The 24,784-nt window shown below is 55.3% G+C and carries 19 protein-coding genes and 1 pseudogene; 15 read left to right on the top strand and 5 right to left on the bottom strand.

The window, feature by feature from the left end:
- Positions 1 to 3 precede the first annotated feature (3 nt).
- Both acrD and narQ read right to left on the bottom strand, forming a co-directional pair.
- Positions 4 to 3,117, bottom strand: coding sequence for a multidrug efflux RND transporter permease AcrD (gene acrD / locus J4685_RS06765; RefSeq protein ID WP_001263085.1), 3,114 nt, complete (start codon positions 3,115 to 3,117; stop codon positions 4 to 6).
- Between the two features lie 184 nt (positions 3,118 to 3,301).
- A pseudogene (gene narQ, locus J4685_RS06760) lies at positions 3,302 to 5,004 on the bottom strand (nitrate/nitrite two-component system sensor histidine kinase NarQ).
- A gap of 185 nt (positions 5,005 to 5,189) precedes the next feature.
- Here narQ and aegA point away from each other — a divergent pair.
- Complete coding sequence (gene aegA / locus J4685_RS06755; RefSeq protein ID WP_001078924.1) at positions 5,190 to 7,151, top strand: formate-dependent uric acid utilization protein AegA; 1,962 nt, start codon at positions 5,190 to 5,192, stop codon at positions 7,149 to 7,151.
- Between the two features lie 447 nt (positions 7,152 to 7,598).
- On the opposite strand, the gene pbp4b is transcribed toward aegA, so the two are convergent.
- Entirely contained in the window at positions 7,599 to 8,897 is a 1,299-nt protein-coding gene (gene pbp4b / locus J4685_RS06750; protein WP_000673301.1) for a penicillin binding protein PBP4B, read from the bottom strand.
- A 203-nt stretch (positions 8,898 to 9,100) separates the two neighbouring features.
- On the opposite strand from pbp4b, the gene nudK reads away from it, so the two are divergent.
- The 3 genes from nudK (at position 9,101) to J4685_RS06735 (ending at position 11,202) form a co-directional block, all read left to right on the top strand.
- Complete coding sequence (gene nudK / locus J4685_RS06745; RefSeq protein WP_000084033.1) at positions 9,101 to 9,676, top strand: GDP-mannose pyrophosphatase NudK; 576 nt, start codon at positions 9,101 to 9,103, stop codon at positions 9,674 to 9,676.
- A 124-nt stretch (positions 9,677 to 9,800) separates the two neighbouring features.
- A complete protein-coding gene (locus tag J4685_RS06740) occupies positions 9,801 to 10,844 on the top strand; it encodes a DUF1176 domain-containing protein (protein ID WP_001270665.1) in 1,044 nt (347 codons plus the stop codon).
- A 127-nt stretch (positions 10,845 to 10,971) separates the two neighbouring features.
- A complete protein-coding gene (locus J4685_RS06735; protein ID WP_000700635.1) occupies positions 10,972 to 11,202 on the top strand; it encodes a hypothetical protein in 231 nt (76 codons plus the stop codon).
- Between the two features lie 62 nt (positions 11,203 to 11,264).
- Here J4685_RS06735 and tkt read toward each other — a convergent pair whose 3' ends face one another.
- The gene (tkt, locus tag J4685_RS06730) at positions 11,265 to 13,265 is read right to left on the bottom strand and encodes a transketolase (protein ID WP_000087334.1); all 2,001 of its coding nucleotides are present in this window, start codon (positions 13,263 to 13,265) and stop codon (positions 11,265 to 11,267) included.
- A 19-nt stretch (positions 13,266 to 13,284) separates the two neighbouring features.
- Positions 13,285 to 14,235, bottom strand: a complete 951-nt coding sequence (tal, locus tag J4685_RS06725; protein WP_001072450.1) for a transaldolase — start codon at positions 14,233 to 14,235, stop codon at positions 13,285 to 13,287.
- Between the two features lie 271 nt (positions 14,236 to 14,506).
- On the opposite strand from tal, the gene maeB reads away from it, so the two are divergent.
- The 11 genes from maeB to eutG all read left to right on the top strand — a co-directional run bounded on the left by maeB (position 14,507) and on the right by eutG (position 24,684).
- On the top strand, positions 14,507 to 16,786 hold the full coding sequence (gene maeB, locus J4685_RS06720; protein ID WP_000344289.1) for an NADP-dependent oxaloacetate-decarboxylating malate dehydrogenase: 2,280 nt from the start codon (positions 14,507 to 14,509) through the stop codon (positions 16,784 to 16,786).
- A gap of 417 nt (positions 16,787 to 17,203) precedes the next feature.
- Entirely contained in the window at positions 17,204 to 17,539 is a 336-nt protein-coding gene (eutS, locus tag J4685_RS06715; protein ID WP_001031445.1) for an ethanolamine utilization microcompartment protein EutS, read from the top strand.
- A 12-nt stretch (positions 17,540 to 17,551) separates the two neighbouring features.
- Entirely contained in the window at positions 17,552 to 18,031 is a 480-nt protein-coding gene (eutP, locus tag J4685_RS06710; protein WP_000820754.1) for an ethanolamine utilization acetate kinase EutP, read from the top strand.
- Positions 18,009 to 18,698 (top strand): ethanolamine utilization acetate kinase EutQ, encoded by a 690-nt coding sequence (eutQ, locus tag J4685_RS06705; RefSeq protein ID WP_000733867.1) that lies wholly within the window; start codon positions 18,009 to 18,011, stop codon positions 18,696 to 18,698. Before eutP ends, eutQ begins: the two co-directional genes overlap by 23 nt.
- Positions 18,695 to 19,498, top strand: a complete 804-nt coding sequence (eutT, locus tag J4685_RS06700) for an ethanolamine utilization cob(I)yrinic acid a,c-diamide adenosyltransferase EutT (RefSeq protein WP_000997659.1) — start codon at positions 18,695 to 18,697, stop codon at positions 19,496 to 19,498. Before eutQ ends, eutT begins: the two co-directional genes overlap by 4 nt.
- Positions 19,495 to 20,511: a phosphate acetyltransferase gene (gene pta, locus J4685_RS06695; protein WP_000582926.1), complete on the top strand. Its 1,017-nt coding sequence runs from the start codon at positions 19,495 to 19,497 to the stop codon at positions 20,509 to 20,511. Before eutT ends, pta begins: the two co-directional genes overlap by 4 nt.
- Positions 20,512 to 20,551: 40 nt before the next feature.
- Positions 20,552 to 20,842 (top strand): ethanolamine utilization microcompartment protein EutM, encoded by a 291-nt coding sequence (gene eutM / locus J4685_RS06690; protein WP_000387716.1) that lies wholly within the window; start codon positions 20,552 to 20,554, stop codon positions 20,840 to 20,842.
- A gap of 112 nt (positions 20,843 to 20,954) precedes the next feature.
- Positions 20,955 to 21,242 (top strand): ethanolamine utilization microcompartment protein EutN, encoded by a 288-nt coding sequence (eutN, locus tag J4685_RS06685; RefSeq protein WP_001522340.1) that lies wholly within the window; start codon positions 20,955 to 20,957, stop codon positions 21,240 to 21,242.
- Between the two features lie 11 nt (positions 21,243 to 21,253).
- Entirely contained in the window at positions 21,254 to 22,657 is a 1,404-nt protein-coding gene (locus tag J4685_RS06680) for an aldehyde dehydrogenase family protein (protein ID WP_001075640.1), read from the top strand.
- A gap of 10 nt (positions 22,658 to 22,667) precedes the next feature.
- Positions 22,668 to 23,507 (top strand): ethanolamine utilization protein EutJ, encoded by an 840-nt coding sequence (eutJ, locus tag J4685_RS06675; protein WP_000929666.1) that lies wholly within the window; start codon positions 22,668 to 22,670, stop codon positions 23,505 to 23,507.
- A complete protein-coding gene (gene eutG / locus J4685_RS06670) occupies positions 23,497 to 24,684 on the top strand; it encodes an ethanolamine utilization ethanol dehydrogenase EutG (protein WP_001147508.1) in 1,188 nt (395 codons plus the stop codon). Before eutJ ends, eutG begins: the two co-directional genes overlap by 11 nt.
- Positions 24,685 to 24,784: the final 100 nt, after the last annotated feature.

Genomic DNA, 24,784 nt, shown 5'->3' with positions numbered 1-24,784 from the left:
AGCTTATTCCGGGCGCGGCTTCAGCGGGAAGCGGCGACGTATCAGCACGAAAAACAGGGGTACAAAGAAGATAGCCAGAATGGTTGCTGAGATCATTCCCCCCATCACGCCGGTTCCGACAGCATGTTGGCTACCCGAGCCTGCCCCGGTGCTGGTGGTCATCGGCAATACGCCAAAGATAAACGCCAGCGAAGTCATCAGTATCGGTCGCAGGCGCTGGCGGCTGGCGTACAGCGTGGCGTCTAACAGCGCGTGTCCCTTCTGATTCATTTCGTTGGCGAATTCCACAATCAGAATCGCGTTTTTCGCCGAGAGGCCGATAACGGTCAACAGCCCCACCTGGAAGTAAACATCGTTTTCCAGCCCGCGCATCCAGGTGGCGAGTAACGCGCCGATGACCCCGAGCGGCACAACCAGCATCACCGAGAAGGGCACCGACCAGCTTTCATACAATGCCGCCAGACACAGGAAGACGACTAATAGCGAAATAGCGTACAGCGCAGGCGCCTGCGCGCCGGAGAGCCGTTCCTGGTAAGACATGGCTGTCCATTCCAGGCCAAAACCGCCCGGTAGCTGATGCACCAACGACTCCATGACATCCATTGCCGTCCCGGTACTGACCCCCGGCGCGGCCTCTCCGACAATTTCTACCGCCGAATAGCCGTTATAGCGTTCCAGACGCGGCGATCCGGTTTCCCAGCGCGAGGTGGCGAAGGCGGAGAAGGGGACCATGCCGCCGTCTTTGTTACGGACATACCAAAGATTAATATCATCCGGCAACATACGATATTTCGCTGCGGCCTGAACATAGACCTTCTTCACGCGGCCCCGGTCCATAAAGTCGTTGACGTAGCTCGATCCCCAGGCTGTTTGCAGGGTGTCGTTGATATCGTCAATCGATACGCCCAGCGCCTGCGCTTTTCGTTGGTCAATATCAATTTGCAGTTGCGGACTGTCGTCCAGGCCGTTGTGGCGCACGCGGGTCAAGGAACTGTTTTTCCCGGCCAGCTCAATGAGTTGATCTCGTGCGGCCATCAGCGCGTCATGGCCTGCTCCGGCGTGATCCTGTAATTCCATATCAAAACCGGCGGAGCTGCCCAGACCGCTAATTGCCGGCGGGCTGCTGGCGAAGACGCGAGCTTCTTTAATCTGGTTAAATGCTTTTGTCGCCCGCTCAATAATGGCGAACGAGGAGCCGGTGGTGGGATCGCGCGCGTCCCAGTCTTTCAAGCGAACAAACATGCGCGCGACGTTTTGCCCGTTCCCGCCAGGGCCGGAACCGACCGTCGAGAAGACCGACATAATGTTGTCTTTCTCATGGGTGAAGTAATAGTTTTCAACCTTTTCAACGACTTTCAGGGTCTGCTGTTGCGTAGAACCGCTCGGTAGCTGGATAGACGTAGTGAACATGCCCCGATCTTCCTGCGGCAGAAAGGAGGTGGGGAGGCGCAAAAACAGGAACACCATGCCGCCAAGCAACAGAACATAAATCAGAATCCAGCGCAGGCTGCGATGCAAAATTTTCGCTACGCCTTTCTCATAACGTTCGGCATTACGATTGAAGGTACGGTTAAACCAGCCGAAAAATCCGCGTTGCCCGTGCTGCTCGCCTTTGTGCAGCGGTTTTAATAACGTTGCGCACAACGCTGGCGTCAGGATCATGGCGACCAGCACCGACAGCACCATTGCCGAGACAATAGTAATAGAAAACTGACGATAAATTGCCCCGGTGGTACCGCCAAAGAACGTCATCGGCACGAATACCGCAGACAGCACCATCGCGATACCGACCAGCGCCCCCTGGATTTGTCCCATGGATTTGCGCGTCGCTTCACGCGGCGTGAGCCCTTCTTCGCTCATGATACGTTCGACGTTTTCCACCACCACGATGGCATCGTCGACTAGGAGCCCGATCGCCAGCACCATCGCGAACATGGTTAATGTGTTAATACTGTAGCCAAACGCGTAAAGCACGGAGAAGGTGCCCATTAATACTACCGGCACGGCGATCGTCGGAATTAGCGTGGCGCGAAAGTTTTGCAGGAACAGGTACATCACCAGGAAAACCAGCGCGATAGCTTCCAGCAACGTTTTGACCACATCGATAATCGAGGCTTTGACAAAGGAGGTGGTTTCATACGCGATCTTGTATTCCAGGCCGTGAGGGAAGTACTGCGCTAGCTCGTTGAGGCGATCCAGCACCAGCTTCGCGGTCGCCATTTCGTTCGCGCCGGAAGCCAGCTTAACCCCAAGACCGGAAGCCGGATTGCCGTTAAAACGGCTGAGGTAGTCATACTTTTCCGCCCCCAGCTCCACGGTGGCGACATCGCCCAGTTTGACCTCGGAACCGTCCTGATTAACGCGCAGGGTGATATCGCGAAATTGTTGCGGCGTTTGCAGCAGTGACTGCGCATTAATGGTGGCGTTCAGCGCCTGCTTGTCGACCGAAGGCGTACCGCCAAGCTGCCCGACGGCGATTTGCGCATTCTGCGACTCAATCGCATCGGTCACGTCTTTCGTGGTCATCTGAAAACTATTCAATTTGGCCGGATCGAGCCAGATACGCATAGAGTACTGTGAACCATAAGCGTCAATATCGCCCACGCCGTTGACGCGGCTGAGCGGGTCCTGAATATTACTGGCGACGTAGTCGGCGATATCCTGCTTGTCCATAGAACCGTCGGTAGAGACGAAAGCGATGGTCAAAATATTGGTATCGCCCGTTTTGCGTACCGTGACGCCTTGATCCTGTACCGCCTGCGGCAGTTTACGCATCGCGGACTGTAACTGGTTTTGCACCTGCTGAACCGCCTCATCAGGATCGGTTCCCGCAATAAAGCTCAGGGTGATGGTCGCCTGTCCGGTTCCGCTGCTTTGTGATGACATGTACATCAGATTATCGAGGCCCGTCATATTCTGCTCAATAACCTGGGTTACGGTATTTTCCAGCGTTTGCGCTGACGCTCCCGGATAATTCGCGGTAATACGTACGTTGGGCGGCGCCAGATCGGGATATTGTTCAACAGGTAAAGAAAAAATGGCTAACGCCCCTGTCAGACACAACAGGATAGCCAGCACCCAGGCAAAAATGGGGCGATCGATAAAAAAATTCGCCATTAAAGGGGAACCTCGTGTTTCTACATATCGTTATAGATTTGAACTGCTTCACTGTAGCGGCAAGCTACGAGCCAAACGTGGAGAAATAAAGGAGATAATGTAAATTATCATGCGCTTTTACAGCATACTTTTTGTGCCAACGCCGGAAAGCCTGACATCTGGCCTTCCGGTGATTTGCCGTTCTTTACGTTAACTGACTCTCTTCCTTGTTGGAGGAGCGAAAACTGATACTGACCAGCGTGCCGCCGTCGGAGGGTTGCGAAAAATTCAGCGTGCCGCCAAGGCGTTCCGCGCGCTCACGCATTATATTCAGACCATAGTGTCCGGCAGGCTCATGCGGTTCGCCGATACCAATGCCATTATCGCGAATATAAACGGTATGATCGCCGTCAGGCGCGGTGTGACGCAGCTCACGGCGATTTCGCTCGCGTTGGCGTGTTTAATGGCGTTCAGGACCGCTTCACGCACAATTTGCAACAAATGCACCTGCATTTGCGCATCCAGCGCCAGCGTGGGTAAACGGCAATCCAACGTGAGTTTGGCCGGGGTCTGACTCTGTAAATCTTCCAGCATCTCATGCAATGCGGAGGGTAAATCGGCCTGCTGTAACGTCAGACGGAACGTGGTGAGTAGCTCGCGAAGCTGACGGTAGGCGTCGTTCAGCGCTCTGGAAAAATCCGCCATGATGCTTTGCGCGCCGGCGTTATCTTCTGGAATGGCGCGCTTCAAAAGCGTTAACTGAATACGTAAATAAGAAAGTACCTGCGCCAGCGAATCGTGTAGCTCACGGGCAATCGTCGCGCGCTCTTCCATTAACAAAAGTTGCTGGAAGTGTTTTTGCGCCTGATTAAAGTACAAACCACGCCCCAGCATCGTGGAGACGCTGTTCAGCAGCGGCGTAGAGGCATTAACGTTGGGGCTTTGCCAGTGGAGTTCGCCATAGACCGTGTCCTGCATCGTCACTGGCAGCATTTGCATCGGCAGGTCGGGGCTTTGCGTGCCTTCGCTAATCCGCCAGTTATCGCCCACGGTTAACTCCAGATACCAGGCGGCGTCATGTTCACGGACAATTTGCAAAATATGGCGAAAACAGTGGACGTCGATTTGGCTGGTATTCAGCGCCTGAGAGCACTGGTATAACACCTCCAGGCGGCGGTGCGCTTCGTGCAGATCGTGCGTTTTTTCTTCCACCGAGGCTTCCAGCGAACGATAAAGTTTATGCAGCTCGCTCGACATCTGACTAAACGTTTTCGCCAACAATCCCAGCTCATTGGGTAAGCTGGTATCCAGCGGCAGCGGGGCGAACTGACCATGTTCAATTCGCTGACTGGCGGTGACCAGTTGATTCAGCGGGCGAACGACCTGCTGGCGAATACGCCGTAGGGTAAAAAAGACCAGCGTAAATATGCCGATACCGCCCGCCAGCGATATGGCGACGACCAGCATGACTTTACGCTCGGCGTAATGCTGTAATGCCAGAACGAAGAGATCAATTTGATCGACGTAATTGTTGATATTGGTCTGATACCAGGCAATGTCGCCGTCCTGTAGGCGGCTATTCATCTCCAGCCAGTTGGCGTGCAGGCGCGCGTAGCGAGTTTTCACCGCCTGCGGCACATACCAGGCGTTGAGATTTTGCAGTACCGGCGAGTTGAGCGCGTGCTGGAAAAGTTGACGATGCGCATTAATCTGCGGGCTACGGCTTTGCAGATCGTAACCCAGCCGATAGCTCTGCATTCGTAGCGAACCGGCGATATTGATCGCTTCGGCATCCCGTAAACTGCTGGTCAGCGTCAGTAATGCGCTGCCGGTGGACAGAATAGACAACAGCACAATATAGAAAAAAGCCTTAGCCAGACTGGCCGAGACCGGGCGTTTAACCGTCACACTGGTACTCCCCGCATTTAGCTGAACCGCAATTTCATTTGCTTTGAAATAAATTGATCTGCCACAGGTTCTGGACAGATAGTTGTGCTTCCTGGGCAGATGAACATTGCCGACCCCGCCTTCGTCAGTTAATAACAATGCTCATATAAAGAATAAGGTTTTTGCAACCAAAACAGAAGGACGCCATGAATCGTTTTATTATGGCCAATAGCCAGCAGTGTCTGGGATGCCATGCCTGCGAGGTCGCCTGCGTAATGGCTCACAATGATGAGCGACATGTTCTGACGCCACAGCGCTATCAGCCCCGAATTACTGTCATCAAACATCAGCGCCAGCGCAGCGCGGTTACATGTCACCATTGCGAAGATGCGCCCTGCGCCCGTAGCTGTCCGAACGGCGCGATCGCGCATATTAACGACAGCGTGCAGGTCAATGCGCAGAAGTGTATCGGCTGTAAATCCTGCGTCGTCGCCTGCCCATTCGGCACCATGCAGATGGTATTGACGCCCGTCGCGCCAAACCAGTTCAAAGCCAGCGCGCATAAATGCGATCTGTGTCAGGGACGTGAACAGGGTCCGGCTTGTGTGGAAAATTGCCCGGCGGATGCGCTGCAACTGGTCACCGAAGACTCGTTGACCCGTCTGGCTAAAACGCGACGGCTGCGTACCGCCCGGCAGGAGATTCGCCCCTGGCATACCGTTGATACACAACACCGTGGGACAGCAAGCAGCAAAGTCGAGCGTATGCAGGCGACGCCGCCGCGCGGCGAACCGGATAAACTGGCGATTGAAGCGCGTAAAACCACCTTTGAGGAAATTTATCTGCCGTTTCGCGCCGCGCAGGCGGAGCGTGAGGCGTCCCGCTGCCTCACATGCGGGGAACACAGTATCTGCGAATGGACCTGTCCGCTGCATAACCATATTCCCCAGTGGATCGAACTGGTGAAAGCCGGCGATATTGATGCGGCGGTAGAGCTTTCTCACCAGACCAACTGCCTGCCGGAAATTACCGGGCGCGTCTGTCCGCAGGACCGGCTATGCGAAGGCGCGTGTACACTCCGCGATGAGTATGGCGCGGTTACCATCGGCAACATTGAGCGCTATATCTCCGATCGCGCTCTGAGCAAAGGCTGGCGTCCCGACCTGTCGGACGTACAGAAGAGCGATAAGCGCGTGGCGATTATCGGCGCGGGGCCGGCAGGTCTTGCCTGCGCTGACGTGCTGGCGCGCCATGGCGTAAGCGCCACCGTCTACGATCGCCATCCGGAAATCGGCGGTTTGCTCACCTTTGGTATTCCGGCTTTCAAACTGGATAAATCTCTGCTGGCGCGCCGTCGGGAAATCTTCAGCGCGATGGGGATTCGTTTCGAGCTTAACTGCGAAGTAGGGAAAGATATTTCTCTGGAGACGCTGCTGGAGAGTTATGACGCCGTCTTTGTCGGGGTAGGAACCTATCGTTCCATGAAGGCTGATTTACCGAATGAAGACGCGCCGGGGGTATATGATGCGTTGCCATTCCTCATCGCCAATACCAAACAGGTGATGGGGCTTCCGGCGTTGCCTGACGAGCCGTTTATTGATACTGCGGGCCTTAACGTGGTTGTGCTGGGCGGCGGTGACACCGCAATGGACTGCGTACGTACGGCGCTGCGTCATGGCGCTGCTAACGTCACCTGCGCTTATCGCCGCGATGAGGCCAATATGCCGGGGTCGAAAAAAGAGGTGAAAAACGCGCGGGAAGAGGGCGCGAACTTTGAATTTAACGTTCAGCCGGTTGAGTTGGTGCTGGATACGCACGGGCGCGCCAGCGGTATTCGCTTTTTGCGTACGCGGCTTGGCGAACCGGATGGTCAGGGGCGACGCCGCCCGGTACCTGTACCGGACAGCGAGTTCGTGATGCCGGCGGATGCGGTCATTATGGCGTTTGGTTTTCATCCGCATGGTATGTCGTGGCTGGAATCGCATGGCGTGAAGGTGGATAACTGGGGACGTATTGCCGCTAGCGTCGAGAGCGAGTTTCGTTACCAGACGTCCAACCCGAAAATTTTCGCCGGCGGCGATGCGGTGCGCGGCGCCGATCTGGTGGTGACGGCGATGGCAGAAGGCCGACATGCCGCGCAGGGGATACTCGACTGGTTAGCTAAATAAGCGTATTTGTAGGCCGGTTAAGGCCTGGAACGGTTAAATGATTGAGTGATAAAAAATCTTAAACTTATTGGCTAACCTTACTCCGTTTGCAGAAATGTTGACGCTCGCAGGGCTGGACGCCCTGCGATAAACATTTTCCCGTCGGGTCGACGTTTAACAGGCCTGATGAGGCCAATCTTAGTATTGAAAATAGAGTGTAAATTGAAGGAAGGGACGCTATCAGAATCCCTTCTTAGAGCCTATCCCATTAGGGCTATTTTACTTGCCATTTTGGTCCTGGGCAGTGCTCGCCAAAACGCGTTAGCGTTTTGAACGCCGCTTGCGGCGGCCCGAAGGGCGAGCGTAGCGAGTCAAACCTCACGTACTACGTGTACGTGAGGTTTTTGCGCGCTGTCCGTGTCCAAACTGGCTGCGCCAATAACGCCTGGTGGGATAGGCTCTTAATTTTTATTTTAAGGAACCATATATCTGGTCAACAATCCAGCCATACGTCGCCGCAGGTAATAATCCACTGACAAAAACATTTGGATTCACTTTAGGATTTGCTACCGGCGAGTGCGGCCTGTTACCTAAAATCACAATCGCCATATGATTAACCGGATCGATAGACGTCAGCGTTCCGGTCCATCCGGTATGTCCATACGTTTGCGGACTGGCTAATACCCCGAACGTGGGGGTCATTGAGGCGTTGCCGTTAACGCGCCACCCCAGACCAAAGGTAGCGTCTTCTGGCGAGCGGCGAGTAAACTGCGCAACCGTTTTGTCGTCGAATAGCTTCACGTTACCGTAGCCGCCCCCATTGAGCATGACTTGCATTAACACAGCCATATCATGGGTGTCAGAAAACAGTCCGGCGTGTCCTGAAACGCCGCCCATTGAGTACCAGGCTTTTTCGTCATGCACCTGGCCCCATAGTGTATTGGTGCGAATATTGGGGAAATGAATCACGCCGTCACGCGTATTGCCGTGTAGTTCCGTTGCGGCGATTTGTGGCGGCGTGAAGCCTTTCATCAGCGGGTTAAAGACGGTATGTTTTAATCCGAGCGGTTTATAAATGGTGGTTTCGACGTAGCGATCTAATGGCATTGCCGTTATCGATTCAATGATAAAACCAAGAATCATATAATCCACGTCGCTGTAGATATGCTTCGACCCAGGTTGATATTCCAGCGGTGTCTTTTTAATCATCTCCAGAGTAGTGCTTTTACTCTGTGAAAATAATTTACCGGCGACGTTTTTATTGGGATATTGTGGGTCGGCAGGAAAGCCCGCGACGTGATGAAGAATATCAATAATGCGGAGTTTATCTTTGCCTTTTATTTTATCCCCAGGCATATCCTTAACGCCGGGGATATATTTTGATACCAAATCATTGACATCTATTTTTCCTTCATACACTAGTTTTTGCAATGCGAAATTAGTGGCATACATTTTTGTGTTTGAAGCCAGGTCATACATCGTGTTAGTGGTCGCCCGAATGGGATGGGCTAACAGCGTGGAACCGTCATATTTTTTGGCATAGCCCCAGGCTTTTTGTAGAACAATATGATTATCTTTTATCACCAGAAGATTGATGCTGGGATATCCGGCATCAATTTGATTTTGAATCCAGCCATCAAGTCGGTGAAGTTTTTGGCTATCAAACCCCACCTGATCAGGGCTCGCGGTGGTCAATACCGGATACTCAACGGCAAAAGCTGAAAGGGAAAACGTCAGTAGAACCGTCGCAACGAGAGTAAATTTCATGATGATTCCCTCAGTCTCACTCCGGCCGTCAAATCATATCGCGAGCATGGACTCTGCGGCCCGGAGAAGCAGAATATGGTCATGGCAGTGACAGAAAAATATGGCTGTACATCCGTTCAGTCGGCATTAAGGATTAACCCTTCAGCAGACAAAACCGACCTCACGGCGTAATATTAATGCTCTTTTTACACCCTGGAGCCAGCATGTCGCAAACCATTACGCTTATTAAGGATAAAATTCTTTCTGATAATTATTTTACTCTGCGCAACATTACCTATGACCTGACCCGTCGTAATGGCGAGGTTATCCGTCACAAGCGTGAGGTTTACGATCGCGGGAATGGCGCAACTATTCTGCTTTACAACTCAACTAAAAAAACCGTGCTTCTGGTTCGTCAGTTTCGCGTGGCGACATGGGTCAACGGTAATCAAGACGGTATGTTAATTGAAACCTGCGCTGGCCTGCTTGATAACGACGAGCCGGAGGTCTGTATCCGTAAAGAGGCCATTGAAGAGACAGGGTATGACGTTGGCGAGGTACGCAAGATATTTGAGCTGTATATGTCGCCAGGCGGCGTCACGGAGCTGATTCATTTCTTCATTGCCGAATATCATGATAGCGAGCGTGCCAGCATCGGCGGCGGCGTGGAGGACGAAGAGATTGAGGTGCTTGAACTGCCGTTTTCCCGGGCGCTGGAAATGGTGCGCTCAGGCGAGATTCGGGACGGTAAGACCGTGTTATTGCTTAACTATTTACAGACGTCTCATCTAATGGACTGAAAAAAAAGAAATATATTTCTTTACACAAAAAAGACCAATCCGATAAATCTGATTGAGAACCCTGAGGCGCGCAAGGAAGATACCGCCTGAGCTGTGTTGTTCTGAATCTGGGGTTGTTCCGTTCATGCGCTACCGCGTTATTCTTTTTTGTCTGTTTGGCCTGTTGCCGGTCCAGCTACTGTGGGCTGCGCCAGCGCAACGGACTTTTTCCGACTGGCAGGTCACCTGCAATAACCAAAATTTTTGCGTAGCGCGCAATACTGGCGAACATCATGGGCTGGTGATGACATTAAGCCGCAGCGCCGGGGCGCGTACCGATGCGGTACTGCGTATCGATCGTGGCGGTTTGGCGCCGCCCGACGCTAAAGAAGCCGCAATTGCGCCTCGCTTATTGCTGGATGGCAAACCGCTTTCGTTCAACGGTCCACACTGGCGCGTGTCGCCCTGGCATCTCATGACCGGCGATCCTGCCACCATCACCGCATTTTTACAGACGATTCAGGATGCGCAGGCTATCACCTTAAAAAACGGCGTTCAGACGCTTTCGCTGGCGGGATTAAAAGCGGCATTACTGTTTATCGACGCGCAACAAAAACGTGTGGGCAGCGAAACCGCCTGGATTGAAAAAGGAAACGAACCGCCGCTCAGCGTGCCCCCGGCACCGGCATTAAAGGGGATCGCCGTTATTAATCCAACGCCCGTACCGCTGAGTGAGGAAGAACGCGACGATCTGCTGGACTACGCAGCATGGCGGGTAAACGGCATTCGTTGTTCGCTTGACCCGCTGCGTCGCGAGACGCAGGTCAGCGCGTTGACGGATGATAAAGCGTTATTGATTGTTAACTGCGAAGCCGGCGCCTATAACACTATTGATCTCGCCTGGGTAGTTTCACGCAAAAAAACGCTCGTCTCGCGCGCCGTACATTTGCGGCTGCCGTTTAATCGCGGCGTCGAAAGTAATGACATGGAGTTGATGAACGCCTTCTTTGACGAGAAAACGCGCGAGCTGGTGACGTTGGCGAAAGGGCGGGGGTTAACCGACTGCGGTGTCCAGACGCGCTGGCGTTATGATGGCGATCGTTTTCGTCTGGTGCGTTATGCCGAAGAACCGAGCTGCGATAACTGGCACGGGCCGGATGCCTGGCCTACGCTGTGGATCACGCGTTGAATCCTGGTCGTTATCCCCTTTTCAGAATAGGGATACACCTATTGAGGTTTCATTTATGGTATAGAGATTGCTACGTTACGGTAGGATTGTTACTTTACCCGAGAGCCTCACCACAGCAGGAAATAGTATGAAAATAAATAATGGCCCCGTATTATGCCCCCATTGTGGCTGCCTGAGCGCTTATTATGAAATAGATCGGCTGGCGGCGATAAGAGAAAAAGTGAATAAAGAAGGCGGATCAGCGGCGTGGGATTCAACATTGCAGGCGCATAAAAAAAAGGCCTTTTGCCTGATGTGCCATAAATCCATTGATGAGGTCGTTATCGGGCAGTCAGATGCGCCTGAGTCTACGAAGTAATTTTGCACAGCCTACAGAACAGGTCTGCAGACTGCGCAAAGTCTGTGTTGCTAACGCTCGCCTTAGCCTTTGATGTTCAGCACCCGGCGGGCTTTTTCTACAATATTTTCCACGGTAAAGCCAAAATACGGGAACAGTTTGTCAGCCGGGGCGGATTCACCGTATCCCGTCATGCCGATAATTGCGCCTTTTAGGCCAACATATTTATACCAGTAGTCGGCTATACCGGCTTCCACCGCGACGCGGGCGGTCACGTGCGCCGGTAGCACTGATTCGCGATATGCCTCGTCCTGCGCATCGAAAATATCCGTTGAAGGCAACGACACCACGCGAACGTTATGCCCCTCGCCAGTCAATTTTTCCGCCGCCTGGAGGGTAATTTCCATTTCCGATCCGGTAGCGATCAGAATGATATCCGGCTTGCCGCCGCTATCTTTCAGAATATAACCGCCGCGAGCAATCGCTTTCACCTGTTCCGGCGTGCGTTCCACCTGCGCCAGATTCTGCCGCGAGAGAATCAACGCCGTCGGCCCGTGCTGACGTTCAATGGCCAGCTTCCAGCCGACCGCCGCCTCAACCTGATCGCAGGGACGCCAGGTGCTGAAGTTTGGCGTTAAGCGCAGGCTCGCCAGTTGTTCCACGGCCTGGTGCGTCGGGCCATCTTCGCCCAAACCGATGGAGTCGTGGGTATGGACCATAATCTGCCGGGCTTTCATTAAGGCCGCCATACGCGCCGCGTTACGCGCATATTCGACAAACATCAGAAACGTGGCGGTATACGGTACAAAGCCGCCGTGATGGGCGATGCCGTTGGCAATGGCGGTCATGCCGAATTCGCGCACGCCATAGTGGATATAATTACCTGCCGGATCCTCTTTCAACGAGGTCGAACCTTTCCAGATAGTCAGGTTGCTTGGCGCCAGATCCGCCGATCCGCCTAACAGTTCCGGCAACAGGGGACCATAGGCATTGAGCGTATTTTGCGATGCTTTACGGGTGGCGATTTTGGCCGGATTAGCCTGCAAGTCGTTAATAAATTTTTGCGTGGCGGATTCCCATGTCTCCGGCAGTCCGCCGCTCATCCGGCGGGTAAACTTCGCGGCCAGCTCAGGATAAGCCTTCTCATAAGCTGCAAACTTTTCCTGCCACTGCCGCTGCGCTTTCTCGCCTTTTTCACGACCATCCCACGCGCGGTAAATCTCTTTTGGGATCTCGAACGCCGGATGGTGCCATCCCAGCTTCTGGCGGGTCAGCGCCACCTCTTCTTCGCCCAGCGCCGCGCCGTGCGACTCCTCCTTCCCGGCTTTATTCGGCGAGCCAAAACCTATCACCGTCCGACAGATAATTAGCGAAGGTTTATCTTTTACGCTCTGGGCTTCCAGAATGGCTTTTTTCACCGCCTCCGGATCGTGCCCGTCAATGTCATGCACGACATGCCAGTGGTAGGCTTCAAAACGTTTGGCGGTATCGTCGGTAAACCAGCCTTCGGTTTCGCCATCAATGGAGATGCCGTTGTGATCATAAAAGCCGATCAGTTTGCCCAGCCCCAGCGTACCAGCCAGCGAACACACCTCATGCGAGATCCCCTCCATCAGACAGCCGTCGCCCATAAAGACATAGGTGTAGTGGTCGACAATCTCATGGTCCGGCCGGTTGAACTGTGCGCCTAACGTACGCTCGGCAATCGCCAGCCCGACGGCATTCGCCAGCCCCTGGCCCAGCGGCCCGGTGGTGGTTTCAACGCCGGGCGTATAGCCAATCTCCGGGTGACCAGGCGTTTTAGAGTGCAGTTGACGGAAGTTTTTTAACTCCTCCAGCGGCAGGTCATAACCGGTTAAATGCAGCAGACTATAGAGCAGCATGGAGGCGTGACCGTTGGAAAGGATAAAACGGTCACGGTCATACCAGGTCGGATCGGTGGGGTTATGTTTAAGAAAATCGTTCCATAGCACTTCAGCGATATCCGCCATCCCCATCGGCGCGCCGGGGTGCCCGGAATTGGCTTTTTGAACGGCATCCATGCTCAGCGCACGAATCGCATTGGCAAGGTCTTTACGGGACATAAATCACTCCATGCAAGGTTTATAGTTTGGCGGCAAGCAGGTCTTCCAGTTTGCGCTGGTCAACGGCAAAAAGACGGATACCTTCCGACAGCTTCTCTACGGCCATCGCGTCCTGATTATGTTCCCAGCGGAACTCCGCTTCCGTCATTGACGTAGGACGGTGGAACATCTGCGAGGAAGGCACCAGTTTACGGATCACCGGTTCTTCTTTTTCTTTCAGCTCTTTAAGCAGGTTAGGAGAGATAGTCAGTCGATCGCAGCCGGTTAGCGCGAGGATTTGCTCAGTACGGCGGAAACTTGCGCCCATCACGATGGTTTCATAGCGATGCTGTTTAAAGTAATCGTAGATATTGCGTACCGATTTCACGCCGGGATCTTCCTCCACGACATACGGCTCTAGCGGACTACGCGCCTGATACCAGTCGTAAATTCGGCCCACGAACGGAGAGATCAAATAGACGCCCGCTTCGGCGCAGGCGCGCGCCTGGGCAAAAGAGAACAACAACGTCAGGTTGCAATTAATGCCTTCTTTTTCGAGCTGCCCGGCGGCGCGGATACCTTCCCAGGTTGCGGCGAGCTTGATCAGAATGCGCGATTTATCAATACCCTGCTGCTGGTAGAGACCCACCAGATGGCGCGCTTTCTCGATACTTTTTTCTTTATCGAATGATAACCGCGCGTCGACTTCAGTGGAGACGCGACCGGGAATACTTTTCAGTATTTCCGCGCCAAAATTGACCGCCAGTTTATCGCTGGCTGCCGCAACCTGCTGTTCCTGCGTACCGCCGTGTTTTTTTCCCCAGGCAATCGCATCCTCAATCAAATGACCATACTGCTCAAGTCCGGCGGCTTTTAACAGTAAAGAGGGATTTGTCGTGGCATCCTGCGGCTGGTAGTGGCGGATGGACTCAATGTCGCCGCTGTCGGCGACGACGGTAGTGAATTGTTTGATGCCGTCTAGCTGGTTCATAGGAAATACTCCTTGAAAAGTAAAGTGTTAGATGAGTGTGTTGATTCACACTTCTGAAAGATTGATACACTACATAACCAAAAAGCATAGCAGACAGGCATGGTATTGCTGGTATAAGCAGGTAACATGGCCGTTATAAGTTGATAACAAATTCTTGCGCTGCGTCGTGATAGTTTGCAGACCTTCAAAGTTTGTGTTGCGCAGTACGGTGATAATGTGCGGCGCACCAGGCCGCGTCACTTTTTGAACGATACGTGAAAGGAACAACAAGATGGATGAGCAGTTAAAACAAAGCGCCCTTGATTTCCACGAATTTCCGGTACCCGGTAAAATTCAGGTTTCTCCGACTAAGCCCCTTGCCACCCAACACGATCTGGCGTTGGCTTACTCGCCAGGCGTGGCGGCGCCCTGCCTGGAAATCGAAAAAGATCCGCTGGCAGCCTACAAATACACCGCGCGCGGCAACCTTGTCGCGGTCATTTCCAACGGTACAGCGGTGCTGGGGTTAGGCAACATTGGCGCGCTGGCCGGCAAGCCGGTCATGGAAGGCAAAGGCGTTCTGTTTAAAAAATTCGCCGGCATTGATGTGTTTGACATTGAAGTCGATGAGCTTGATCCGGACAAATTTATCAATGTGGTCGCAGCGCTGGAGCCGACCTTTGGCGGCATTAACCTTGAAGACATTAAAGCGCCGGAATGTTTCTATATTGAGCAGAAACTGCGCGAGCGCATGAACATCCCGGTTTTCCATGACGATCAGCACGGAACGGCGATCATCAGTACGGCCGCCATTCTTAATGGCCTGCGAGTCGTAGAGAAAAATATTTCCGACGTGCGGATGGTCGTCTCCGGCGCAGGAGCGGCGGCAATCGCTTGTATGAACCTGCTGGTCGCGTTGGGGATGCAAAAGCACAACATCGTGGTGTGCGACTCTAAAGGCGTTATTTACAAAGGCCGTGAGCCGAATATGGCGGAGACCAAAGCGGCCTATGCGGTAGACGACAGCGGCAAGCGCACGCTGGATGAGGTCATTGACGGCGCGGATATTTTCCTCGGCTGTTCAGGCCCGAAAGTGCTGACTCAGGAGATGGTGAAGAAAATGGCCCGCGCGCCAATGATTCTGGCGCTGGCTAACCCGGAACCGGAAATTCTGCCGCCGCTGGCGAAAGAAGTGCGTCCGGACGCCATCATCTGTACCGGTCGTTCCGACTATCCGAACCAGGTGAACAACGTATTGTGCTTCCCGTTTATCTTCCGCGGCGCACTGGACGTCGGCGCGACGGCGATCAACGAAGAGATGAAACTGGCGGCGGTCCGTGCGATTGCCGAGCTGGCGCACGCCGAACAGAGCGAAGTGGTGGCCTCGGCCTATGGCGATCAGGACCTGAGCTTTGGGCCGGAATACATTATTCCGAAACCGTTTGACCCGCGTCTGATTGTCAAAATCGCTCCGGCGGTCGCGAAAGCGGCAATGGATTCCGGCGTGGCGACGCGCCCGATTGCTGACTTTGATGCCTATATCGATAAACTGACCGAGTTTGTCTACAAAACCAACCTGTTCATGAAGCCGATCTTCTCGCAGGCACGCAAAGATCCGAAGCGCGTAGTGTTGCCGGAAGGGGAAGAGGCGCGCGTGCTGCACGCAACCCAGGAGTTGATAACCCTGGGGCTGGCGAAGCCCATCCTGATCGGACGTCCGAGCGTGATCGAAATGCGTATCCAGAAACTGGGGCTACAGATCAAAGCGGGCGTTGATTTCGAGATCGTGAATAATGAATCCGATCCGCGCTTCAAAGAGTACTGGAGCGAGTATTACCAGATCATGAAGCGTCGCGGGGTAACTCAGGAACAGGCGCAGCGTGCGATGATCGGCAACCATACGGCCATTGGCGCGATCATGGTGCAGCGTGGGGAAGCGGATGCGATGATCTGCGGCACCATCGGCGACTACCATGAGCATTTCAGCGTAGTGAAAGCCGTCTTTGGCTACCGTGACGGCGTGCATACGGCAGGGGCGATGAACGCCTTACTGCTGCCAAGCGGCAACACTTTTATCGCCGATACTTATGTTAATGAAGATCCCACGCCGGAACAGTTGGCGGAGATCGCCGTAATGGCGGCGGAAACCGTTCGCCGCTTTGGTATTGAGCCGAAAGTCGCGCTGTTGTCGCACTCTAACTTTGGTTCCTCAAATTCGCTGTCCGCCAGCAAAATGCGCGAAACCCTTGAGCGGGTACGCGAACGAGCGCCCGATCTGATGATTGACGGTGAGATGCACGGTGATGCGGCGTTGGTGGAAAGTATTCGTAATGACCGGATGCCGGATAGCCCGCTGAAGGGAGCCGCCAATATTCTGGTGATGCCGAATATGGAAGCCGCCCGCATTAGTTACAACTTACTCCGCGTCTCCAGTTCCGAAGGCGTCACGGTCGGCCCGGTCCTGATGGGCGTGTCTAAACCGGTACATGTATTAACGCCGATCGCCTCTGTACGCCGTATCGTGAATATGGTGGCGTTAGCGGTAGTTGAAGCGCAAACCACGCCGCTTTAATAACGCATTACTCTCTCTTCTGGCGCAGGTTCTCCTGCGCTTTTTTTATGCGCCGCTGGGCTTCGCCATGGCATGAAAGGCTCGGGTGGGGATATTCTGGAACCTGTTGCGCTTACCCCTACTTATTTCACTGAATCTGTACTATGCACAAATCGAGTGATACGCATTATTTTTATCAATGGTAGTAATACAAAGAATAGTCGGTGAGTATTTATTGCGGAACAGGCTTAAATTCAGAATGACGCCTGAAAATGTGATGCACCACGATATTTATCGTTAACACCTTCGACAGAAGTCACTTTTATTTTCTTTCTCTTAGTGATCTACCTCACCTTTTACATCACCTTGCCGAATTTTGTTATTTACTCCGACAAAAAATTGCCACGATGACGGCAGTTTCAGTGGAGACGGTGAGCAATGAATAAAGAACGCATTATTCAGGAATTTGTGCCGGGCAAACAGGTCACGCTGGCGCATCTCATTGCGCACCCTGGTGAAGAACTGGCGAAAAAGATCGGCGTTCCCGATGCTGGCGCGATTGGCATTATGACTTTAACGCCGGGTGAAACGGCGATGATCGCTGGCGATTTAGCGATGAAGGCTGCGGATGTACACATCGGTTTTCTCGATAGATTTAGCGGCGCGCTGGTGATTTATGGCACCGTCGGCGCAGTAGAAGAAGCGCTATTACAGACGGTCAGCGGGCTGGGGCGATTATTAAACTTTACCCTGTGTGAGTTAACAAAAAGTTAATTGGTGGCGGTAATGAAACGTATTGCTTTTGTCGGCGCGGTCGGTGCCGGAAAAACAACGCTTTTTAACGCGTTACGGGGAAATTATTCCCTCGCCAGAAAAACGCAGGCCGTGGAATTTAATGATCATGGCGATATCGATACGCCGGGTGAATATTTTAGCCATCCCCGTTGGTATCACGCCTTAATTACCACGCTGCAGGATGTGGACACGCTGATTTATGTCCACGCGGCAAACGATAAAGAAAGTCGCTTACCTGCCGGGTTATTGGATGTTGGAACCCGTAAACGACATATCGCCGTTATCAGCAAAACGGACATGCCGGATGCCGACGTCGCCGCTACGCGGCAGTTGCTTTGCGAGACTGGGTTCCGGGAGCCGATTTTTGAGCTCAACGGCCACGACCCGCAAAGCGTGCGGCAGTTGGTGGATTATCTGGCGGCTCTCAGTGAACAGGAGGAAGAGGCAGGTGAAAAAACTTATCACAGCTAACGATATTCGTGCGGCCCACGCCCGCGGCGAACAGGCGATGTCGGTAGTGCTGCGCGCCAGCATTATTACCCCGGAGGCTCGCGAAGTGGCGGAACTACTGGGCTTCACGATTACCGAATGCGACGAGTCCGTCCCGGCATCCACATCGGCGCAGGCGTGTAAAAGCGAAAGCCAGCGCATTCGGGAAGCCATCATCGCGCAGCTCCCGGAAGGGCAGTTTACTGAAAGCCTGGTGGCGCAGTTGATGGAAAAAGTGCTGAAGGAAAAGCAGTCGCTGGAACTGGGGACGATGCAGCCGAGCTTTACCTCCGTCACGGGTAAAGGCGGCGTGAAAGTCATTGACGGCAGCAGCGTGAAATTTGGCCGCTTCGACGGCGCCGAACCGCACTGCGTCGGCTTAACCGATCTGGTTACAGAGCAGGATGGCAGCAGCATGGCCGCCGGGTTTATGCAGTGGGACAACGCCTTTTTCCCGTGGACGCTGAACTACGACGAAATCGACATGGTGCTGGAGGGCGAATTGCACGTACGCCATGAAGGCGAAACCATGATTGCCAAAGCCGGAGATGTGATGTTCATCCCTAAAGGCTCCAGCATTGAATTTGGCACGCCAACGTCCGTGCGCTTTCTGTACGTCGCCTGGCCTGCAAACTGGCAATCCGTATGAACGATTTCATCACCGAAACGTGGCTCAGAGCGAATCATACGCTCAGCGAAGGATCGGAAATCCATCTGCCCGCTGATGCACGACTGACGCCCTCGGCCCGGGAACTGCTGGAAAGTCGTCGCCTGCGCATTAAGTTTCTGGATCAGCAAGGCCGGCTGTTTGTCGATGATGACGAACAGCAGCCGCAGCCGGTACATGGCTTAACCAGTAGCGATACGCACCCACAGGCCTGCTGTGAACTGTGCCGCCAGCCGGTGGTGAAAAAGCCCGATACGCTGACCCATCTGACGGCGGACAAAATGGTCGCCAAAAGCGACCCGCGCCTCGGCTTTCGCGCCGCGCTCGACAGCGCCATCGCGCTGACCGTGTGGCTACAAATCGAACTGGCGGAACCCTGGCAGCCGTGGTTTTTCGATATCCGCTTGCGGCTGGGCAACATTATGCGCGCCGACGCTATAGATGAACCGCTGGCGGCGCAGTCTATCGTCGGGCTCAACGAGGATGAGCTGCATCGGCTTTCCCACCAGCCGCTGCGCTATCTCGACCACGATCACCTGGTGCCGGAGGCCAGCCACGGTCGCGATGCGGTGCTGCTTAATCTCCTGCGAACCAAAGTCCGCGAAACGGAAACCCTCGCCGCACAAGTGTTTATTACCCGTAGTTTTGAGGTCTTGCGCCCGGACATTTTACAGGCGCTGAACCGTCTCTCCAGCACGGTTTACGTGATGATGATTTTGAGCGTGGCGAAACATCCGCTGACGGTCGCCCAAATTCAACAACGGTTGGGAGAGAAGCCATGATCATTGAACGCGCCCGCGAACTGGCGGTACGCGCCCCCGCCAGAGTCGTTTTTCCCGATGCGCTGGACGAACGCGTGCTGAAAGCGGCGCATTACCTGCAACAGTACGGTCTGGCTCGCCCCGTTCTGGTCGCCAGTCCGTTTGCGCTGCGTCAGTTTGCCCTAAGTCATCGTATGGCGATGGATGGCATTCAGGTCATCGACCCACACAGCAACCTGAGTATGCGCCAGCGTTTTGCGCAACGCTGGCTTGCCCGCGCCGGAGAAAAAACGCCGCCGGACGCAGTGGAAAAGCTTAGCGACCCGCTGATGTTCGCTGCCGCCATGGTGAGCGCCGGTGAGGCAGATGTGTGTATCGCAGGCAACCTGTCGTCAACGGCGAATGTGCTGCGCGCAGGGCTGCGGGTGATTGGCCTGCAACCCGGGTGCAAAACATTGTCGTCTATTTTCCTGATGCTGCCGCAGTATGCCGGCCCGGCATTAGGGTTCGCCGATTGCAGCGTAGTGCCGCAGCCGACGGCGGCGCAGCTGGCGGATATCGCTATCGCCAGCGCCGATACCTGGCGGGCCATTACCGGCGAAGAGCCGCGCGTGGCGATGCTGTCATTTTCAAGCAACGGCAGCGCCCGTCACCCCAATGTTGCCAACGTGCAGCAGGCGACAGAGCTCGCTCGCGAACGTGCGCCGCAACTGCTTGTGGACGGTGAATTGCAGTTTGACGCCGCTTTTGTACCGGAGGTCGCCGCGCAAAAAGCGCCTGACAGCCCGCTGCAAGGCCGCGCCAACGTGATGATTTTCCCGTCGCTGGAGGCGGGCAATATTGGCTACAAAATCGCTCAGCGTCTGGGAGGCTATCGCGCTGTTGGGCCACTAATTCAGGGGCTTGCCGCGCCGCTTCACGACCTCTCCCGAGGCTGTAGCGTGCAGGAAATTATCGAACTGGCGTTGGTGGCAGCCGTGCCGCGCCAGGCTGACGTGAGCCGCGAACGCAGCTTACACACACTGGTTGAATGAACGGTCCCGTTCTGGACCCCTTTAATGAGAGGAAAACACGATGGAAGCATTAGGAATGATTGAAACCCGGGGCCTGGTTGCGCTGATTGAGGCCTCCGATGCGATGGTAAAAGCCGCGCGCGTGAAGCTGGTCGGCGTGAAGCAGATTGGCGGTGGCCTGTGTACTGCCATGGTGCGTGGCGATGTGGCGGCGTGCAAAGCCGCAACCGATGCTGGCGCCGCTGCGGCGCAGCGCATTGGCGAGTTGGTCTCCGTACACGTGATTCCACGCCCGCACGGCGATCTGGAAGAAGTGTTCCCGATCAGCTTCAAAGGCGACAGCAACATTTGATGGTAGGCCGGATAAGACGCGCAGCGTCGCCATCCGGCATGAATGCGCGCCATTGCCTGATGGTGCGCAGATTCAAGGCCTACGACCCAACGGGCAATCCATGGAGGCGGATATGAAACTGGCAGTCGTCACAGGACAAATCGTATGTACCGTCCGCCATCAGGGACTGGCGCATGACAAATTGCTGATGGTGGAAATGATCGATGCCCAGGGCAACCCCGACGGGCAGTGTGCCGTCGCTATCGACAGTATCGGGGCGGGAACCGGAGAGTGGGTACTGCTGGTCAGCGGCAGTTCCGCGCGCCAGGCGCATCGCAGCGAATTATCACCGGTCGATCTGTGCGTCATTGGCATCGTCGATGAAGTGGTGGCTGGCGGGAAAGTGGTTTTCCATAAATAGGACTGAACATCATGAATCAACAGGATATTGAACAGGTGGTGAAAGCGGTACTGCTGAAAATGAAAGACAGCAGCCAGCCGGCCAGCACTGTTCATGAGATGGGCGTTTTTGCCTCCCTGGATGACGCAGTGGCGGCAGCAAAACGGGCCCAGCAGGGGCTGAAGAGCGTGGCGATGCGCCAGCTTGCCATTCATGCCATTCGCGAAGCGGGCGAAAAACACGCCCGAGAATTAGCGGAACTTGCCGTCAGCGAAACCGGCATGGGACGCGTTGACGATAAATTTGCTAAAAACGTGGCGCAGGCGCGCGGCACGCCGGGCGTCGAGTGTTTATCTCCGCAGGTGCTGACCGGCGATAACGGCCTGACATTGATTGAAAATGCGCCGTGGGGCGTGGTGGCCTCGGTCACGCCGTCCACCAATCCGGCGGCGACGGTGATTAATAACGCCATCAGCCTGATTGCCGCAGGCAACAGCGTCGTGTTTGCCCCGCATCCGGCGGCGAAAAAGGTCTCTCAGCGGGCAATCACCCTCCTCAATCAGGCGGTGGTCGCCGCCGGCGGCCCGGAAAATCTGCTGGTCACCGTGGCGAACCCGGATATCGAAACCGCCCAGCGGTTGTTCAAATATCCCGGTATTGGCCTGCTGGTGGTGACCGGCGGCGAAGCGGTGGTGGACGCGGCGCGTAAACATACTAATAAACGCCTGATCGCCGCCGGTGCCGGTAATCCCCCGGTGGTGGTGGATGAGACCGCCGACCTGCCGCGCGCCGCACAATCCATCGTCAAAGGCGCGTCGTTTGATAACAACATCATCTGCGCCGACGAAAAAGTGCTGATTGTGGTGGATAGCGTCGCCGACGAGCTGATGCGTCTGATGGAAGGTCAGCACGCGGTGAAACTGACCGCCGCTCAGGCCGAACAGCTCCAGCCAGTGCTACTGAAGAATATCGATGAACGCGGTAAAGGCACCGTCAGCCGTGACTGGGTCGGTCGTGACGCGGGCAAGATTGCCGCAGCCATTGGCCTGAACGTCCCGGATCAAACGCGCCTGCTGTTTGTGGAAACGCCAGCTAACCATCCGTTTGCCGTCACTGAAATGATGATGCCGGTACTGCCGGTGGTACGGGTCGCCAACGTCGAAGAAGCCATCGCCCTGGCGGTTCAGCTTGAAGGCGGTTGCCACCATACGGCGGCGATGCACTCGCGCAATATCGACAACATGAACCAGATGGCGAACGCCATCGACACCAGCATTTTCGTCAAAAACGGGCCGTGCATTGCCGGGCTTGGATTGGGCGGAGAAGGCTGGACCACCATGACTATCACCACGCCAACCGGCGAAGGCGTGACCAGCGCGCGTACCTTTGTGCGGCTGCGTCGATGCGTGCTGGTGGATGCGTTTCGCATTGTATAAGGGATGACTCATGGCGCACGACGAACAACTCTGGCTCACCCCAAGACTGCAAAAAGCGGCGGCCCTGTGTAACCAGACGCCCGCCGCCAGCGACGCGCCGCTGTGGCTGGGCGTCGATTTGGGCACCTGCGACGTGGTGTCGATGGTGGTCGACGGCAACGCCCAGCCGGTGGCGGTGTGCCTTGACTGGGCCGACGTTGTGCGTGACGGCATCGTCTGGGATTTCTTCGGCGCCGTCACCCTCGTGCGCCGCCATCTCGACACCCTTGAACAGCAGCTCGGCTGCCGCTTTACCCACGCGGCGACCTCGTTCCCGCCGGGCACCGACCCGCGTATTTCGATCAACGTGCTGGAGTCTGCCGGGTTAGAAGTCAGCCACGTACTGGATGAACCGACGGCGGTGGCGGATCTGCTGGCGCTTGATAATGCAGGCGTGGTGGATATTGGCGGCGGCACTACCGGCATTGCCATCGTCAAACAGGGCAAGGTGACTTACTCCGCCGATGAAGCCACTGGCGGGCACCATATCTCCCTGACGCTGGCGGGCAACCGACGTATTCCCCTGGAAGAGGCGGAACAGTACAAGCGCAGCAATGCCCAGGACATTTGGCCGGTAGTGAAGCCGGTGTACGAAAAGATGGCGGAAATCGTCGCTTGCCACATTGAAGGGCAGGGAGTGACAGATTTATGGCTGGCGGGCGGTTCCTGTATGCAGCCGGGCGTGGAGGCGTTATTTCGCCAGCGTTTCCCGGAGTTACAGGTGCATTTACCGCAGCACAGCCTGTTTATGACCCCGCTGGCGATAGCCAACAGCGGGAGAGCGAAAGCGGAGGGACTCTATGCAAGCTGAACTACAGACGGCGCTGTTTCAGGCATTCGACACCCTGAATCTGCAACGGGTGAAAACGTTCAGCGTACCGCCGGTCACGCTGTGCGGACTTGGGGCGCTCGGCGCCTGCGGCCAGGAAGCGCAAGCGCGAGGCGTAAGTCATCTGTTTGTGATGGTCGACAGCTTCCTGCATCAGGCGGGAATGACCGCGCCGCTGGCACGCAGCCTGGCGATGAAAGGCGTGGCGATGACAGTCTGGCCGTGTCCGCCAGGCGAGCCGTGCATCACCGATGTTTGCGCGGCGGTGGCGCAACTGCGTGAGGCGGCGTGCGACGGCGTAGTGGCCTTTGGCGGCGGTTCGGTGCTGGACGCGGCGAAAGCGGTCGCCCTGCTGGTGACTAACCCTGACCAGACGCTGAGCGCCATGACCGAGCGCAGTACATTACGCCCGCGTCTGCCGCTGATTGCGGTGCCGACCACCGCCGGAACCGGTTCTGAAACCACCAACGTGACGGTGATTATCGACGCGGTCAGCGGGCGCAAGCAGGTGCTGGCACACGCGTCACTAATGCCGGACGTGGCGATTCTTGATGCTGCCGTGACCGAAGGCGTTCCGCCAAACGTGACGGCGATGACTGGTATCGATGCGTTGACGCATGCGATTGAGGCCTACAGCGCGCTCAACGCCACGCCGTTTACCGACAGCCTGGCGATTGGCGCGATAGCGATGATTGGCAAATCGCTGCCGAAAGCCGTGGGTTACGGCCACGATCTGGCGGCGCGTGAAAATATGTTGTTGGCCTCCTGTATGGCGGGAATGGCCTTTTCCAGCGCCGGTCTGGGGCTGTGTCATGCGATGGCGCACCAGCCAGGGGCGGCGCTGCATATTCCGCACGGCCAGGCCAACGCCATGCTGCTGCCGACAGTCATGGGATTTAACCGGATGGTATGCCGCGAACGCTTCAGTCAAATCGGTCGGGCGTTAACCAATAAGAAGTCGGACGATCGCGATGCGATTGCGGCGGTGAGCGAGCTGATTGCCGAAGTGGGGCAGAGCAAACGGCTGGCTGACGCTGGCACCAAACCCGAACACTACAGCGCGTGGGCGCAAGCCGCGCTGGAGGATATTTGTCTGCGCAGTAACCCACGCACCGCCACACAGGCACAGATTATCGACCTGTACGCGGCTGCCGGGTAATGCCTGTAGGCCGGATAAGGTGCTCGCACCGCCATCCGGCAATAACACGGCGTTAATGCCGGAGGCGACGTAAACGTCTTATCCGGCTTACAAATCAAAA

The organism is Salmonella sp. 32100201201700099SM (assembly GCF_017572645.1).
GTDB classification, from domain to species: Bacteria; Pseudomonadota; Gammaproteobacteria; order Enterobacterales; family Enterobacteriaceae; genus Salmonella; species Salmonella enterica.
Note: the sequence above shows the minus strand (reverse complement) of the source record. Positions and strands in the feature narration are given on the sequence as shown.

Excerpts from the sequence above, each read along its gene's own strand:
- acrD (WP_001263085.1), bottom strand. The coding sequence starts at position 3,117 with ATGGCGAATTTTTTTATCGATCGCCCCATTTTTGCCTGGGTGCTGGCT.
- aegA (WP_001078924.1), top strand. The coding sequence starts at position 5,190 with ATGAATCGTTTTATTATGGCCAATAGCCAGCAGTGTCTGGGATGCCAT.
- pbp4b (WP_000673301.1), bottom strand. The coding sequence starts at position 8,897 with ATGAAATTTACTCTCGTTGCGACGGTTCTACTGACGTTTTCCCTTTCA.
- nudK (WP_000084033.1), top strand. The coding sequence starts at position 9,101 with ATGTCGCAAACCATTACGCTTATTAAGGATAAAATTCTTTCTGATAAT.
- J4685_RS06740 (WP_001270665.1), top strand. The coding sequence starts at position 9,801 with ATGCGCTACCGCGTTATTCTTTTTTGTCTGTTTGGCCTGTTGCCGGTC.
- J4685_RS06735 (WP_000700635.1), top strand. The coding sequence starts at position 10,972 with ATGAAAATAAATAATGGCCCCGTATTATGCCCCCATTGTGGCTGCCTG.
- tkt (WP_000087334.1), bottom strand. The coding sequence starts at position 13,265 with ATGTCCCGTAAAGACCTTGCCAATGCGATTCGTGCGCTGAGCATGGAT.
- tal (WP_001072450.1), bottom strand. The coding sequence starts at position 14,235 with ATGAACCAGCTAGACGGCATCAAACAATTCACTACCGTCGTCGCCGAC.
- maeB (WP_000344289.1), top strand. The coding sequence starts at position 14,507 with ATGGATGAGCAGTTAAAACAAAGCGCCCTTGATTTCCACGAATTTCCG.
- eutS (WP_001031445.1), top strand. The coding sequence starts at position 17,204 with ATGAATAAAGAACGCATTATTCAGGAATTTGTGCCGGGCAAACAGGTC.
- eutP (WP_000820754.1), top strand. The coding sequence starts at position 17,552 with ATGAAACGTATTGCTTTTGTCGGCGCGGTCGGTGCCGGAAAAACAACG.
- eutT (WP_000997659.1), top strand. The coding sequence starts at position 18,695 with ATGAACGATTTCATCACCGAAACGTGGCTCAGAGCGAATCATACGCTC.
- pta (WP_000582926.1), top strand. The coding sequence starts at position 19,495 with ATGATCATTGAACGCGCCCGCGAACTGGCGGTACGCGCCCCCGCCAGA.
- eutM (WP_000387716.1), top strand. The coding sequence starts at position 20,552 with ATGGAAGCATTAGGAATGATTGAAACCCGGGGCCTGGTTGCGCTGATT.
- eutN (WP_001522340.1), top strand. The coding sequence starts at position 20,955 with ATGAAACTGGCAGTCGTCACAGGACAAATCGTATGTACCGTCCGCCAT.
- J4685_RS06680 (WP_001075640.1), top strand. The coding sequence starts at position 21,254 with ATGAATCAACAGGATATTGAACAGGTGGTGAAAGCGGTACTGCTGAAA.
- eutJ (WP_000929666.1), top strand. The coding sequence starts at position 22,668 with ATGGCGCACGACGAACAACTCTGGCTCACCCCAAGACTGCAAAAAGCG.
- eutG (WP_001147508.1), top strand. The coding sequence starts at position 23,497 with ATGCAAGCTGAACTACAGACGGCGCTGTTTCAGGCATTCGACACCCTG.